This is a genomic window from Bradyrhizobium hereditatis (assembly GCF_020329435.1).
Lineage (GTDB): Bacteria > Pseudomonadota > Alphaproteobacteria > Rhizobiales > Xanthobacteraceae > Bradyrhizobium > Bradyrhizobium hereditatis.
In genome coordinates this window covers 15,181-30,037 of the sequence record NZ_JAGKJK010000006.1, presented here as the reverse complement: position 1 = coordinate 30,037, position 14,857 = coordinate 15,181, and the positions used below count along the sequence as shown (strand labels likewise).

11 protein-coding genes are annotated in these 14,857 nt (G+C 62.7%); 7 read left to right on the top strand and 4 right to left on the bottom strand.

The features are described 5' to 3' along the window. Positions 1–283: 283 nt before the first annotated feature. Entirely contained in the window at positions 284–1,918 is a 1,635-nt protein-coding gene (locus J6524_RS15365; RefSeq protein ID WP_225671902.1) for a thiamine pyrophosphate-requiring protein, read from the top strand. 109 nt (positions 1,919–2,027) lie between these two features. Here the strand turns inward: J6524_RS15365 and J6524_RS15360 are convergent, their stop codons facing one another. Both J6524_RS15360 and J6524_RS15355 read right to left on the bottom strand, forming a co-directional pair. Continuing rightward, on the bottom strand, positions 2,028–3,602 hold the full coding sequence (locus tag J6524_RS15360; protein ID WP_225671901.1) for an MDR family MFS transporter: 1,575 nt from the start codon (positions 3,600–3,602) through the stop codon (positions 2,028–2,030). Between the two features lie 184 nt (positions 3,603–3,786). Then, on the bottom strand, positions 3,787–4,302 hold the full coding sequence (locus J6524_RS15355; protein ID WP_225671899.1) for a YcgN family cysteine cluster protein: 516 nt from the start codon (positions 4,300–4,302) through the stop codon (positions 3,787–3,789). Between the two features lie 263 nt (positions 4,303–4,565). Here J6524_RS15355 and J6524_RS15350 point away from each other — a divergent pair, with 263 nt between their 5' ends. From J6524_RS15350 to J6524_RS15340, 3 genes are all read left to right on the top strand, one after another. Further along, positions 4,566–6,845 carry a transglycosylase domain-containing protein gene (locus tag J6524_RS15350; RefSeq protein WP_225671896.1) on the top strand — a complete coding sequence of 760 codons (2,280 nt, stop codon included), beginning with the start codon at positions 4,566–4,568 and terminating at the stop codon, positions 6,843–6,845. A gap of 152 nt (positions 6,846–6,997) precedes the next feature. Further along, the gene (locus J6524_RS15345; RefSeq protein ID WP_225671894.1) at positions 6,998–7,576 is read left to right on the top strand and encodes a DUF1214 domain-containing protein; all 579 of its coding nucleotides are present in this window, start codon (positions 6,998–7,000) and stop codon (positions 7,574–7,576) included. Continuing rightward, positions 7,573–8,187, top strand: a complete 615-nt coding sequence (locus tag J6524_RS15340; protein ID WP_225671892.1) for a DUF1254 domain-containing protein — start codon at positions 7,573–7,575, stop codon at positions 8,185–8,187. The genes J6524_RS15345 and J6524_RS15340 overlap by 4 nt, the downstream gene beginning before the upstream one ends. 29 nt (positions 8,188–8,216) lie before the next feature. Here the strand turns inward: J6524_RS15340 and J6524_RS15335 are convergent, their stop codons facing one another. Next, positions 8,217–9,044 (bottom strand): MBL fold metallo-hydrolase, encoded by an 828-nt coding sequence (locus J6524_RS15335; protein WP_225671889.1) that lies wholly within the window; start codon positions 9,042–9,044, stop codon positions 8,217–8,219. A gap of 92 nt (positions 9,045–9,136) precedes the next feature. On the opposite strand from J6524_RS15335, the gene J6524_RS15330 reads away from it, so the two are divergent. Further along, the gene (locus J6524_RS15330) at positions 9,137–9,997 is read left to right on the top strand and encodes a LysR family transcriptional regulator (protein ID WP_225671887.1); all 861 of its coding nucleotides are present in this window, start codon (positions 9,137–9,139) and stop codon (positions 9,995–9,997) included. Positions 9,998–10,307: 310 nt separating this feature from the next. Here the strand turns inward: J6524_RS15330 and J6524_RS15325 are convergent, their stop codons facing one another. Continuing rightward, positions 10,308–11,969 (bottom strand): hypothetical protein, encoded by a 1,662-nt coding sequence (locus J6524_RS15325; protein ID WP_225671885.1) that lies wholly within the window; start codon positions 11,967–11,969, stop codon positions 10,308–10,310. 122 nt (positions 11,970–12,091) lie between these two features. Between J6524_RS15325 and J6524_RS15320 the strand changes: the two genes are divergently transcribed. After that, entirely contained in the window at positions 12,092–13,498 is a 1,407-nt protein-coding gene (locus J6524_RS15320) for a UbiA family prenyltransferase (protein WP_225671882.1), read from the top strand. A 23-nt stretch (positions 13,499–13,521) separates the two neighbouring features. Beyond that, entirely contained in the window at positions 13,522–14,856 is a 1,335-nt protein-coding gene (locus J6524_RS15315; RefSeq protein ID WP_225671880.1) for an FAD-binding oxidoreductase, read from the top strand. Position 14,857 lies beyond the last annotated feature (1 nt).

Here is a 14,857-nt window from a genome sequence, read left to right as displayed (position 1 = left end):
AACTCTAGGTCGGAACCGTTGAAGAGGCCTTGAGGAACAGACTGAACGATTGCTTAAGACAAACAAAGAATTGCACCCCGAAATCGTACGGTATGGAAAATTTTACCATCAATTGCACGCCGCCCGTCCATCATCGCGCCGATCGGCGTCTTGCGAGCGGCAAAACGCATATCAGCACTTCCGCACCGATGCGCCGTGCGCGCTTTACCCCGCGGAAAAATCCTGCTCCAACTATCGCCAATGGGCCGGATTGAACCGGCCTGCCATTCGGGGAGAGACCGTCATGAAGCTCGGCGCCGCCATCGCGGAAATCATGAAGCGGGAGGGAATCGAAATCCTCTGCGGCTATCCGGTCAATCATCTCATCGAATATGCCGCCAACGCCGACATCCGTCCCGTGATGGTGCGCCAGGAACGCATCGGCGTTCACATGGCGGATGCGATTTCGCGCGTCACCTCGGGGCGATCAATTGGCGCTTTCTGCATGCAGCATGGACCTGGCGCCGAGAACGCGATGGGCGGCGTGGCGCAATGCTACGGCGAATCCGTGCCTGTGCTGGTGCTGCCGATGGGCTATGCGCGCCGGCTCGCCAATATCGATCCGAATTTCAACTCCAGCCAGGCGATGAAGGCGTTCTCCAAATCGTCCGAGCCGATCAACATCGCGGCGGAAGTCTGCAACATTTTCCGCAGAGCCTTCACCAAACTGAAAAACGGCCGCGGTGGGCCGGTGATTGTGGAAATCCCCGCCGACATGTGGAACGAGGAGGTGCCGGAGCCTTTGAACTACACGCCTGTGCTGCGCACGCGCTACGGCGCGGATCCTGTGCATGTGAAGGAAGCGGCCGCCCTGCTCGTCGCCGCAAAGCGCCCGGTGATCTATGCCGGCCAGGGCGTGCACTACGCCAAGGCCTGGCCGCAGCTCAGACGGCTGGCCGAGCGCCTCGCCATTCCCGTCACGACCAGTCTTGGCGGCAAGTCATCCTTTCCGGAAACGCATCCGCTATCGCTGGGATCGGGCGGTCTCGCCGTGCCGCGCGCGGTGCCAAAATTCCTGGGCGAAGCCGACGTGATTTTCGGCATTGGCTGCTCGTTCACCGAGACGTCCTTCGGCATCGCCATGCCGAAGGGCAAGACCATCATCCATTCGACGCTGGACCCGAACCATCTCAACAAGGACGTCGAGGCCAAGGTCGGCCTGGTCGGCGATGCCGCGCTGGTGCTCGATGCCTTGCTGGAGGAGATCGGCAAGACGGTCACGACGGATCGCGACGCGACGGCTGTTGCCGCCGAGATCGCCGCATCCCACAAGGAATGGCTGGCGAAATGGATGCCGAAGCTGACGCATAACGAGGCGCCGCTCAGCCCCTACCGAGTGCTGTGGGACCTTCAGCACACGGTCGACATCCACAACACCATCATCACCCACGACGCCGGCAGCCCGCGCGACCAGCTCTCACCGTTCTGGAAATCGGTCGAGCCGCTCTCCTATATCGGATGGGGCAAGACCACCCAGCTCGGCTACGGCCTCGGGCTTGCGATGGGCGCCAAGCTGGCAAAGCCCGACAAGCTCTGCATCAACGTCTGGGGCGACGCCGCGATCGGCTTCACCGGCATGGATTTCGAGACCGCGGTGCGCGAGCGCATCCCGATCATGTCGATCCTGTTGAACAATTTCTCCATGGCGATCGAATTGAAGGTGATGCCGATCTCGACCGAGAAATACCGCTCGACCGACATTTCCGGCGACTATGCCGCGATGGCGCGCGCCTTCGGGGGCTATGGCGAACGGGTAACCAAGCCGGAGGACATCATCCCCGCCATCAAGCGCGGCATTGCGAAGACGCAGGAAGGAATCCCGGTGCTGCTGGAGTTCATCACCAGCAAGGAGACCGAGGTCTCGCGGCCGGGAACCTGAGGCTCACTGCGGACATCGCGCGGCGCTTCGTCGGCAACCGCTTGCCCGGACATAAAATCGCTAAAACAACCCCATGCAAAGTAGGTGGAACCCGGCTCGCCGCTTGCCCCTACTCCGCCATCTCCGCCGGCGTCGACGGACCGGCCAGCGGCCGTTCTTCCATCGCGATGATGCACACCGCGGCGCAGGCCAGCAGCGCCGTGGCAGCGCCGAACACGTACTGGAACGCGGCGATCATGTCGGCGACCGGAATTGCGTTTGCAGGCCCGCGATGTTCGCCGAGCGAGATGCCCGCGCCCAGCGCCATCAAGAGGATCGCGCTGAAGGCGGCGACTGTGAACGAAGACATCAGGGAGCGGAAGAAGTTCATCGCACCCGTCACCGTCCCGATCTGCGCGCGCGCCACCGCGTTCTGCAGCGAGACCACGCTGACCGGGAACGTCGTGCCGAGCCCGAACGCGAATAGCGACAGCACGACCAGCAAGGCCCATAGCGGCAGCGTCGTCACAGTCAGCACCGCCCCGAAGACCGTAGCCGCCGACGTGCCGACGATCGCCACGCGCTTGTAGTGTTTGGCACGCGCCATGGTCCGTCCGGCGATCGCCGCGCCGCAGGTGGAAATTGCGGCGAGCGGGATCAGCGCAAGCCCCGCCTCGCTCGCGGTCAGATGATAGACGACCTCGTAATAGAGCGGCAGATGCACGGTCAGTCCGGTGATCGCGCCGAGCGCGCAGCCGCCGGCCACCATGGCATAGGGCACCACCGTTCCGCCCAGGAGCGGGAGCGGCAGGAATGGCTCGTCGGCATTGCGCGCGTGCCAGACGAAGGCGAGCGCCAGCGCGACCGATGCGCCGATCATCGCCATGATCGCAGGCGACAGCCATGCATAACGGTTGCCACCCCAGGTAAGAACCAGCATGACCACGACGGCGGAAGCCATCAGCAACAGCCCGCCGAGCCAGTCGACCTTGCGGCGGCGGTGGAACACCGGGATCTTGCCCATCTTGGGCAGCAGCAGGAACAGCGCGCCAACGGCCAGCGGTACATTGATCCAGAAGATCATCGACCAGTGCAGATGCTCGGCGAACACGCCGCCGAGCACGGGCCCCATCAGGCCTGCCGCCATCCAGACGCCGCTGAAATAAGCCTGATACTTGCCGCGTTCGCGCGGGCTGACCACGTCGGAAATCACGGTCTGCACGACAGGCATGATGCCGCCGCCGCCGAGCCCCTGCAGGCCCCGTGCGACGATCAACACCGGCATGTTCGGCGCCACCGCGCATAGAATCGAGCCGGCCGTGAACAGGGCAAGCGAGACGGTGATCATGATGCGGCGGCCGTAGATGTCACTGAGCGTGCCGAAGACAGGCGCGACCGCAGTCGAAGCCAGGAGGTAGGCGGTGATGACCCAGGACAGATTACTGACGTCATTGAACTGACGGCCGATGGTCGGCAGTGCCGTCGCCACGATGGTCTGGTCGAGGGCCGCCAGGAACATCGTCAGCAACAGGCTCATCAGGATGGTGCGGACCTCATCCTGGCTCAGCGGTGCCGGCGGCGCGAGCGGCGGCGCGTCGCTGACGTCGATCACCTCGGTCGAGATGCGCGAGAGCTCCTCGCCGATGTCATTGGGTAATGTCGTGAGGTCGGCGGGCTCACGGCCCTGCCGGTCGTGCTTGTTCATATCAGACGTAATATTGTTCTGCGCGGCAAAAGCCGCCGAGATGGAATCGCCATATGGAAAGCACCTTAGAGGGCAAACTTCCCTTGGGGCAGACGTCTGCGCGCATGGGAGCATCCCGCGCGCCGACCATCGCGTTTGCGTGACCCCTCAGCGCGGAAGGCACGCAAGAGTTCGGCGGTTGGGCTCAGACTTTCGGCCGCTTCTTCAGCCGTGCCCGCTTCGGCAATAGCGCCGGCCACTGCACGATGTGATCTTCGAGATCTTCGTCCGGAATTTCGTCCTCGGTGCCCTGCACGCGCCCACGGACCGAAACCCCTGCCTCATGCACGGTATTGGGGTCGCCCGAAATCAGCGGATGCCACCAGTAAAGATCGCGCCCCTCGGCAACCAGTTTGTAGCCGCAGCTTGGCGGCAGCCAGCTCAGGGTGCGGACGTTCTCGGGCGTCAGGCGGACGCAATCCGGAACCTTGTCGGATCGGTTCTGGTAATCCTTGCAGGTGCACAGGCCCGAATCGAGCAGCTTGCAGGAAACATGGGTGAAGTAGATTTTCCCGGTGTCCTCGTCCTCGAGCTTTTCCAGGCAGCAGCGCGCGCAGCCGTCGCACAGGCTTTCCCATTCAGCGCGCGACATCTCCTCCAACGTCTTGGTTTTCCAGAAGAATCCCTCCTGGCCGGAAGCTCGTTTGGGCGGTGCGGTCATAAAGTCTGACAGTTTCCGGTTTGAGGTTCGGCTGCGGCCTTCTCTAGGGGGTCCACCAACCCGAGCGCAAGCGGCTCACGACGGAGCAAAATGGCCTGGAACACGTTAGGCCTGACCACCAAAATGGTGAGCGGGAGCATTGGTTTATAGCCCCCGCTCGGATACAACAGTTGCGAGTCCCCAAAGGTCCTAAAAGCGCCTTGGGTTTGCCGCAACGTCGAAGGGTGCGGCAAGGTAATACGAACTTCGGAAAACGGGCACTAGTGCGCCAGATCCTACCCCCCGATGTGAAGCAGAAGATCCGGAACTTTTTTCTGGATCTGGACGCGCGCATTGACTCCACGCTGTTCTCGTCGGGCAAGGGCCTGCGCGAGCTGTACGAGCGCTACTCCACCTTCATGGACCGCTTCTATGTCGGCCGCTGGAAGCGCTGGGTTTTCATCGAGCCTTTTTCGGAGGCTGCCACCCTCGGCCTCGCCGGCATGATCATGATGCTGGCGCTCGCGATCCCCGCCTTCCGCGAAACCGCCGATGACGACTGGCTGAAGAAATCCGATCTGGCGGTGTCATTCCTCGACCGCTACGGCAATCCGATCGGCAGCCGCGGCATCAAGCACAACGACTCGATCCCGCTGGAAGATTTTCCTGACAACCTGATCAAGGCGACGCTGGCGACCGAAGACCGCCGCTTCTACGACCATTTCGGCATCGATATCCCCGGCACCGCCCGCGCGCTCGTGACCAACGCGCAGGCGGGCGGCGTGCGCCAGGGCGGTTCGTCGATCACTCAGCAGCTCGCCAAGAACCTGTTTCTGAGCAACGAGCGCACCATCGAGCGCAAGGTGAAGGAAGCGTTTCTGGCGATCTGGCTGGAGACGCGGCTGACCAAGAACGAAATCCTAAAGCTCTATCTCGACCGCGCCTATATGGGTGGCGGCACGTTCGGCGTCGACGGCGCGGCGCATTTCTACTTCAACAAGTCGGCGCGCGACGTCAATCTCGCGGAATCGGCCATGCTGGCCGGCCTGTTCAAGGCGCCGACCAAATACGCCCCGCACATCAACCTGCCTGCCGCTCGCGCCCGCGCCAACGTCGTGCTCGACAACCTCGTCGATGCCGGCTTCATGACCGAGGGCCAGGTGTTCGGCGCCCGCCGCAACCCGGCGGTTGCCGTCGACCGCCGCGACGAGAACTCGCCGAACTACTATCTCGACTACGCTTTCGACGAGATGCGCAAGCTGGTCGATACTTTCCCGAAATCCTATACCGAGCGCGTCTTCGTGGTCCGCACCGCGATCGACATGAACGTTCAGCGCGCCGCGGAGGAAACCGTCGAGAACCAGCTCCGCCAGTTCGGCCGCGATTATCACGCAACCCAGGCCGCGGTCGTGGTAGCCGACCTCGACGGCGGCGTTCGTGCCATGGTGGGCGGCCGCGACTATGGCGCCAGCCAGTTCAACCGTGCGACCGATGCCTACCGGCAACCAGGCTCCTCGTTCAAACCCTATGTCTACGCCACGGCGCTGATGAACGGTTACAAGCCGACCTCGATCGTGGTCGACGGCCCGGTCTGTATCGGCAACTGGTGCCCGCAGAACTATGGTCACAACTATTCCGGCTCGGTGACGCTGACCCAGGCGATCACCCGCTCGATCAACGTGGTGCCGGTGAAGCTGTCGATTGCGCTTGGCGGCAAGACGCCGAACCCCGCCAAGGCCGGCCGCGCCAAGATCACCGAAGTGGCACGCCGCTTCGGCCTCACCGCTCCCCTGCCCGACACGCCGTCGATGCCGATCGGCTCCGACGAAGTCACCGTGCTCGAGCACGCGGTCGCCTATGCGACTTTCCCGAACAAGGGCAAGGCGCCGAAACCTCACGCGGTGCTGGAAGTGCGCACCGGTGCCGGCGACCTGGTGTGGCGCTTCGACCGCGACGGCAAGAAGCCCACGCAGGCGATCCCCGCCTCGGTCGCCTCCGACATGTCGGAAATGATGAGCCATGTCGTCACCGAAGGCACGGCTCGCCGCGCCGCGCTCGACGGCATTCCGGCCGCTGGCAAGACCGGCACCACCAATGCCTACCGCGACGCCTGGTTCGTCGGTTTCACCGGCAACTTTACCTGCGCGGTCTGGTACGGCAATGACGACTACTCGCCCACCAACCGCATGACCGGCGGTTCGCTGCCCGCGCAGACATGGCACGACATCATGGTGGTCGCGCACCAGGGTGTCGAGGTGAAGGAAATCCCCGGCGTCGGCATGGGCCCGAAACTGCCGCAGCCCGCCGCTACCGCCAGCGCCGCGGCCAATAGCGCGGCACGGGTGCTGGAGACTAAGCCGGGGCCGCCGCCGGTGTTGACCAAGCGCGGCGCGGACATTCTCGTGCGGGTCGAGCGGCTGCTCGACGAGGCCGGTAAGGCCGCGGGCAAGACCTCGTCCAACGACCAGCCCTCCAAGCCGGTCACATCTGGTGCGCTGGCGTTTCCGGAGAACTATGTCACGGCCGCCGGTGAACAGGCCGCGCCGGCAGGTCGGAAGAATTGAAACGCATGGTCCGGCAGAATGTTATCCGGCGTTTCTCGGAACAGATGCGAAGCGTCCGCTCTGATATGCTCGAACCAAGAGAAGCGCTTCACGTTTCAGATGAAGCCGGTTCAAGCGGAATCTGACGCCGTGAGATTTCGGAGCACTGGGCTGTGCGGCTGATCTTCATCACCTTGCTGGCATTGGCGCTTGCCACGGCCGTCGGTCTCGGCTCGACCTACATGACGGCGACGCGCGGCACCGATCTCGGCACGCTTACGATCGGCGCCTGGACCGCCCGGCCCAAGAGCGGCAGTTCTGAGATTGATCCCTATTCCCGCGCCTCGATCGCCCGCAGCGGCGAGCTGCCGATCGGTACCGGCGACGGCATCGCCTTTACCGCCACCACCGACGATCAGAAAAAGCCGCTCGACGGGCGCTGCGACGTGGTCGTCAGCGGGGTGACGCCGGCGGCCCGGTTCTGGACGCTGACGCTGTTCGACCGCAAGGGACATCTGGTCGCCAATTCGCTGCAACGCTACGGCTTCACCAGCCAGGAGATCGTCCGCGGCTCCGACGGCGCATTCGAGATCCGCGTGGCGGCGCGGTCCCGCGCCGGAAACTGGCTGCCGACTGGCGGCATCGAGCGCTACACGCTGATGCTGCGGCTTTACGATACGCCGGTTGGCGTCGCGACCCGAACGCAGCGCGACGCACCGATGCCCTCGATATCGACGGTGGGCTGCCCATGATCCGGCTGGCATTCACCATCATCGCGGGCGTGCTGCTGGGTGGCGTGGTGCACCTCGTCAGCGTGCTGGCCCTGCCGCGCATTGCCACCCAGGACGCCTATTCGCGCCTGACGCCGCTCACCAAGGAGAACGCCGTCACGCCGCTGCCGCTCGCCGAGCCCAACAATGCGCCGATGCCGTTCATGGACCCCGCCTTTGCGGTCGCGATCTGCCGCTATGACCTCTCCGGCGGTCCCCTGAAACTCACGGTGCCGGTCAGCCAGGCCTATACGTCGGTGTCGTTCTACACGCGCAACGAGGTCGCCTATTATGCGATCAACGACCGTTCGGCCGGCCGCAAGGTGATCGAGCTCGACCTGATGACGGAAGAGCAGCATTCCGAATTGCCGGAAGACGAGGAAATCACCGCCGCCGACCGGCTGATCATCGACTCCCCCACCACGACCGGTTTGATCGTGCTGAAGGCCCTGGCGCCGGAGCCCGGCCTGATGCCCCAAGCGCAAGCTTCGCTTGCGGCATCGAAATGCACTATCGAGACCGAACCTCCACCGGCGAAGCAGCCGGATCCGCCAGCGCCTGCCCCGGCGCCGTCGCCGCGGTCCAAACGGTGATTACGGCCTGCTGTGGGCCGCGGCACTGTCTAGTGCAGGCCGCAACGGCAACTCTCGTAATCTACAGGATCGTGGCTGTTGAAGATGGTCACGACATCGCCGTGCTTTGTCTTGAGCGTCCGTAGCCGCTCCTGATTTTCGATGCGCATGGCACGATCCATGTCGGCGCGGCGTTGAAACATGCCGAGCACCAGCGGCATCCGCGGCGAAGCCTGCACCTGACCGTAGAAAAAATACGCATCGCCCGCGTGCAGCAACCATCTGTCTCCGCTCCGCACGGCAATGCCGCAATGGCCGAGCGTATGACCGGGCAGCGGGATCATCAGGATGTCAGGCTCGCGATCGCCGAGCGCCCGCACGCCCTTGAAGCCGAACCAGTCCTCGCCGCCATCGCCATAGAACGCCCATTGCGGACCATGCTTCCATTGCGCGCTGATATATCGGCCCTTCGGCGGCGGCACAGTGCGCGCCACCGCCATATCGTACTCGCGGCGATGGACATGCACCTTCGCGTTCGGAAAATCCGGAATACCGCCGGCATGATCGCGGTCGAGATGCGTTAGCAACAGATGCCGGACGTCTTGCCTCGAATAGCCGAGCGCCTCGATTCGCCGTGCGGCCGTTTCGGCCGGATCGAGCCGCGGCTTGGTCTGCCGCACCCATTTCGGACCCAGCCGCGGCGGGTCCGCGATGTCGTCCAGCCCGATGCCGGTATCGACCAGCGCCAGCCCGTCATTGGTCTCGATCAGCAGACAATGACACACCATGCGCGCGCGTTGAAAGATGCTGCCGGTGCCGTTCACCAGACGTCGGCCGATTGGGCACATGGTGCCGGTGTTGAGATGATGGACGCGCATGAAGATGTCTCCTTGAGGTCAGGGCCTCAGCTTGCCATCCGATCTGTAATAGGTAAAACTTCGATATTTGATATCATCGATAGGACATGCCTATGGATATCCGCGAGCTCCGCTACTTCGCGGCTGTGTTCAAGGAGCGCAACCTGACGGCGGCGGCCAGGCGCTGCTTCATTTCGCAGCCTTCGATCTCGGCAGCGATCGCCAATCTGGAAGCCGAGCTCGGCACCGCGCTGTTCATCCGGCACAAGAAGGGAGTGGCGCCGACGGAAGCGGCCGAACAATTCCATGCGGTAGCCCGTCGCATTATCGATGAGGCGGATGCGGCGAAAAACCTGTTCCGGAAAGCTGCGAGGCGAAACGCGCTGACGCTCGGCCTGATGCGCACGCTCGACCGGCCGCGAACCATCGCGCTGTTGAAGCCGCTGACCGGGACTTCCGACATCGCGCTCCGACTTGTCGGCGTCGATGATGCCGCAGACGCGCGGATCGTCTCCAAGAACCTGCTGCGCGCCGACGAGCATTTCGTACCGCTTTGGGTCGAGCGCTACGTCGCAGCGCTACCGCCGTCTCATCCGCTGACGCTGAAAGAGCGGCTCCGCACCACGGACCTCGCCGGCGTTGCGATGGTCGATCGCTGCCATTGCGAGCAGAGCGAATTCTTCAGCCGTGCCGCATCACCCAAGCGGCAGCCTGCGGCGATTGCCGAATCCGAAGACTGGGCGATGGCGCTCGTGGCCGCCGGCGTCGGAATCGCCATCGTTCCCGAAGGCGTGGCGCGCGCCAATTCCGATGTCGCTGTGCGCGAGATCGACGTCGATGTGAAGCGCGAGGTCGGCCTCGCCTACAGCACGAAGCGGCCACCGTCGGAGGTGCTGCAGAATTTTATCGCGAAACTGCAGAGCCAGCGTCCCAAAGCGGGCCGCGCCAAATCGGCCGGCAAGACCGGGCGCTAGGTCGTGTAACGAAAGATGTGTGCTTTTGAAGCAAATGCAGACATGCCCTGGTGACGCCGGAATTTTGCGTTTTGACCCCAAGCCGACAGGCCAGCTCTACACGAGCATGTCCGTTTTTTGCGAGAGACCGCCGCGATAAATTCGATTACATCGCCTACGTCGCCGAAACTCTAGGGAGATAGAGATCTGCCTGGAGCGCCCAACAACCTTCAGAAACGTGCCACTCAAAACAAATAGCGGCCCGATAATGAAGATCGACATTTTACGCAAGCTTGTTGAACGCGCAAAAATATTGAGATCGCGACAGGAATCAATTCTTCGGTTCGGTCATGTTCTGCACAGAGGTGGGCACGATGGGGCGCACGCGGCTTACCTTCCAGAGCGTGCAAGTGACATCGTCCGTCCCGGATAGCCTAACCTCAGCAATCTTCTCCGCCAGGACATCATGCGTCGCCCGCAGGTTTCGGAACCATGATCGCAAAGTTATGTCGACGACCAGAAATTGCGGATTGTCACGCAGGATTTCGTCAGTCGACTGCACTTGCGGCATCGGCTTCCACTTCTGCAACCCGTGCATGATGTGATAGTCGACAGCATTGCCGCGCGATTGATTCGGATATTTCAGCACAACGTTCCAATCCAGCGGAAAGCGATAAGCTTCGCCATGGACGGCGTAGGCGGCGCGCGGCAGGAACATAATCGCCGAATCCACGATGACAGGCAGATCGCCATGCACGAAGCTGCTCTCGAAATACCTGCCTTGCGCGTCAGCGCAGATCGGTTGCCCGTGCACCGAGGCACCGGCATGCACCACCATGTTGCGCAACATCAGCGGCGCGACCATAGCGCAGAGCACAACGACCATTGTGCGGCGGCGGCCGAGATTACCCATCAACCATGCGCCGAAAGCGACATGCACCGCGAAAGTCGTTAAGAGCTGTGGCGTGAAGAAACGCGTTACGAACAGCGGAAACACCAGCCGGGAGAACAGCCACGCGACCAACGTGAAGCTAGTGATGCCGAGCGACAGTAGTACGATGAAGCGGGCCGCTTGCCATTGCGGGTCCTGAATAATTTTGCGGAACTCGAAGGCATGCGCCTTTCGTGCTGACACATAGAACGTCAACAGACATGTCGCTTCGAGAATGGAGATCAACAACATCGCGCCCGATCCGAACAGGGTGTCGGACAAGACCGAAAGTGACGGCGGCAGTATCCAGCTATATGGCTTGGCTACCTCAAGCTGATCGAGCAGCGATGGGCTCCAGGCAATCACGGCGATGATCGAAGGCACGACTGCGACGATGATCGCGCGCAAAAATTCCTTATCTCGTGGCCTGCTCAACCAGCCTGCTGCCGCGATGATGCCGACGTAGGCGATGGCGAAAGTGTGGCACATCGCCAGACTGACATTGGCAAGCGCCAGCCAGGCAACGTTCGGCAGACGGCAATCCTCGATCAACCGCTGCTGGCACAAGGCGGCCAGCGCCGCGATCAGGAGGTAGAGCGCGTAGGTGCGGAGCTCAGAGGCCACATAGATGAAGGCCTCGCCCAGCGTGATGAACATCAGCGCTCCGATCCAGCAAGCTGCGGGCGACGCCAGCCGTCGTGCCAACCGGAAGAGGACGGCAACAGCGCAGGCCGCGAGACCGAGATTGACCAGTTTCAGCAGAAGGACTGACGGAACCGCCTTCGGCAGCAGTTGGAGAATAAACCAGGCCAGCGTTAGATATAGCGGCGGATTACCGTCGATGCCGAGCGCAATGCCGGCCCAGAGCTTCGGCAAGCTGCTCGCCTGCAAGAGGCTAGTCGTCAGCAATTCGTCCGACCACAGGGCGTCGTGAGTCGATCGAAACCCGATCGTCGCAAGCGCGCAGGCAGCCAGCGGCGCGGCGACTATGATCCGGATCCTCTTCTCGTGTAACGCCCAAGTCGTCATGACAGCTTTATCGATGATGCGCAGATACATCATGCAGCCAAAACCTTACCAACTTCGCACTCGGTGCGGTTGCAACGTCTTGCTGGCCACCCGATGGTTCACCCTATCTTAGGAAAATATTTGGACTATCGGCGGTCGCCACACGAACCCGAGACATGGCAAGTTCCTCTTCCCCAGCGATCGAACATGACGTTGCCGGTGCCTCAGCCGCGTCCGTGCGGCCGCTGGTCGTCGACGTCGACGCCGTGTTGATTCACCGAGATCTGCTAACCGATGTCCTGCTTTCAGCCATTCGTTATCCGACGGTAGCGACTCCGGGGACGCTTTTTGCCTTTACGCGCGGGCCTGCCGCCGCCCGTCGTCATCTGGCGCAAGTGGACCATTTCGACCCCGCTCGCCTCACTTACGACAGCGATGTCACAACGTTCTTGCTTCAGCGGCTTGGCGAGGGTCGGCCGGTTCTTCTTGCTTCCCCCCGGTATCATGGCAGGCTGGTCAGTGCGATCGCGCAGCATCTTGGTCTTCGCGTCGCATGCTCCGCAGCGCAGGACGGTGGAGAACGCGATAGCGATTTGTTAACTGTCCTTAATGGTAATGGTAACGGCTACGACTATCTCGGCGACGCGGCCGTCGAATTGCCGCCGGGTGTCGCGCGCGTCGAGCTGCCGGCCGCCGCTTCGGACCCTGAAGGTCGGCCGGGCTTGCGAGTCTGGACGCGGCTTCTCCGCGTTCACCAATATGCTAAGAACGCGCTGGTGATGGTTCCACTGATGACCGCGCATCAGTTCAATTGGCTGTCGGCCTGCCAGGCCTTGTTAGCTGTGCTGGCGTTCTCACTCGCGGCATCGAGTGCCTACATCCTCAATGATCTGCTCGACATCGCCGCCGATCGCGCGCATCCGACCAAGCGGCATCGGCCGATCGCGAGCCGCGCCGTCACACCGACGCAGGCGATCCTAGCCATGGCTGGTCTTCTGGCCGCCGCTGTGGGCATCGGCGCTGCGCTGTCGCCGGTATTCCTAGCGACGCTGCTGCTCTACCTTGCCTTGACCACCGCTTATTCATTCCGCCTCAAGCGGATTGCCATTGCTGACGCCGTCACCCTGTCCGTTTTATACACGGTCCGCGTTGTCGCAGGCGCAGTCGCGATCGGGGTTGGCATGTCGGAATGGCTGTTCGCCTTCTCGCTATTCATCTTCATGTCGCTGGCGCTCGTCAAACGCTACGTCGAGCTCAGGGGCCGGCGCTCCGGCGAGCGGCTGATGGCGCGCGACTATCAAAGAGACGACCTAGCAATGATCGCGGTCCTCGCCGCTGCCGCGGGCTTCAACGCGGTCGTCATCTTCACGCTCTATATTTCTTCCGATACCGTGCGCTCGCTTTACAGCCACCCGCAAATGCTATGGGCTGGCTGTCCAGTGCTGATGTACTGGTTTGGCCGCGTGATGCTGTTCGCCCAGCGCGGGCTGATCGACGACGATCCCGTGATATTCGCGCTCAAGGACCAGGTGAGCTGGCTTTCGCTCGGTACGCTTGGCATCATCCTGTTCACGGCGATGTAGCCGGCCACCAGGACGATGGATCCATGAGCAATCTTGCCGGCTGGGGACACTATCCTATTGTCGCGACAGAATGCCTTCCAGAGCGCGGACCGGTCGATATCGCGGGGCTGGTCAGCGCTCATCCCAGCATGATCGCGCGCGGACACGGCCGGGCCTATGGCGACGCGGCGATCGGACAGCCGTTCACGCTGCCCACGCTCGGTCTCAATCGCCTGCGCAGCTTCGACGCCGCAACCGGCCTGCTGCGCGTGGAGGCGGGTGTGTCGATTGCAGAAGTGCTGGCGACCTTTGTACCGCGTGGCTATTTCCTCGCCGTAGTGCCGGGCACCAAATTCGTTACGGTCGGAGGTGCCATTGCCGCTGACGTGCATGGCAAGAACCATCATCGCGACGGTGGCTTCGCTGACAGCGTCGAGGCGTTTCGGCTGGTCACACCAGGCGCGGAGACCGTCACCTGCTCGCGTACAGTCAACAAAGAACTGTTCGCAGCTACCACAGGAGGCATGGGCCTGACGGGTGTCATCGTCGAGGCGACCTTACGCTTGCGCGCAATCGAGACCGGCTGGCTGAAGCAGCAGACGCATATCGCCGCCGATCTCGATGCCGCCATCGCGGCGCTGGAGGCGACAGCGGCGTCGACTTATTCCGTCGCCTGGATCGACTGTCTGGCTAGGGGCAATGCGCTCGGCCGCTCGCTGATCTACGCGGCTGAGCACGCCAGCGCGCAGGAATTCGAATTGCTTAGCAATGGCCGCACGGCGTTCCCCCCGGCTCGCTCTGCCCGCCTCGCCCCGCCGCTGGTCGCACCAAGCTGGCTGCTGAACCGAGCCTCGGTCGGTGCCTTCAATGCGCTGTATTTCGGCCGCGGCGTAGCGCGCGCTGGCGCACCGGAGCTGGTTCATTGGGACACGTATTTTTTTCCGCTCGATGCAATCGGTCACTGGAACCGAATTTATGGTCGTCGCGGCTTCGTGCAGCATCAATGCGTAATCCCGCTTGAGACTGCGCGCGGCGTGCTGGCTGAGATCCTGGACCGCGTGGCGCGACGCGGCAGCGTGTCATTTCTTGCGGTGCTCAAGCAACTCGGTCCTAGTCACGGCCTGATGTCATTCCCGATGCGCGGTTACACCCTGGCGATGGATTTTCCTATGACTGACACACTGCTTCCGTTCCTGGACGAGATCGATGCGCTAGTGGCCGACGCCGGCGGCCGGCTCTATCTCGCCAAGGACGCGCGGCAATCGCGCGCGACCTTCGAGGCCGGTTATCCCGGACTCGCAGCGTTTCGTGAGCTGCGCTGCCATACCGGCGCTGACCGCCATTTTGCTTCTCATCTCTCCGCACGCTTGGGGATCTGAC

Coding starts and splice junctions, on each gene's coding strand:
- J6524_RS15360 (WP_225671901.1), bottom strand. CDS start 3,602: ATGAACAAGCACGACCGGCAGGGCCGTGAGCCCGCCGACCTCACGACA.
- J6524_RS15365 (WP_225671902.1), top strand. CDS start 284: ATGAAGCTCGGCGCCGCCATCGCGGAAATCATGAAGCGGGAGGGAATC.
- J6524_RS15330 (WP_225671887.1), top strand. CDS start 9,137: ATGGATATCCGCGAGCTCCGCTACTTCGCGGCTGTGTTCAAGGAGCGC.
- J6524_RS15335 (WP_225671889.1), bottom strand. CDS start 9,044: ATGCGCGTCCATCATCTCAACACCGGCACCATGTGCCCAATCGGCCGA.
- J6524_RS15355 (WP_225671899.1), bottom strand. CDS start 4,302: ATGACCGCACCGCCCAAACGAGCTTCCGGCCAGGAGGGATTCTTCTGG.
- J6524_RS15325 (WP_225671885.1), bottom strand. CDS start 11,969: ATGATGTATCTGCGCATCATCGATAAAGCTGTCATGACGACTTGGGCG.
- J6524_RS15320 (WP_225671882.1), top strand. CDS start 12,092: ATGGCAAGTTCCTCTTCCCCAGCGATCGAACATGACGTTGCCGGTGCC.
- J6524_RS15340 (WP_225671892.1), top strand. CDS start 7,573: ATGATCCGGCTGGCATTCACCATCATCGCGGGCGTGCTGCTGGGTGGC.
- J6524_RS15315 (WP_225671880.1), top strand. CDS start 13,522: ATGAGCAATCTTGCCGGCTGGGGACACTATCCTATTGTCGCGACAGAA.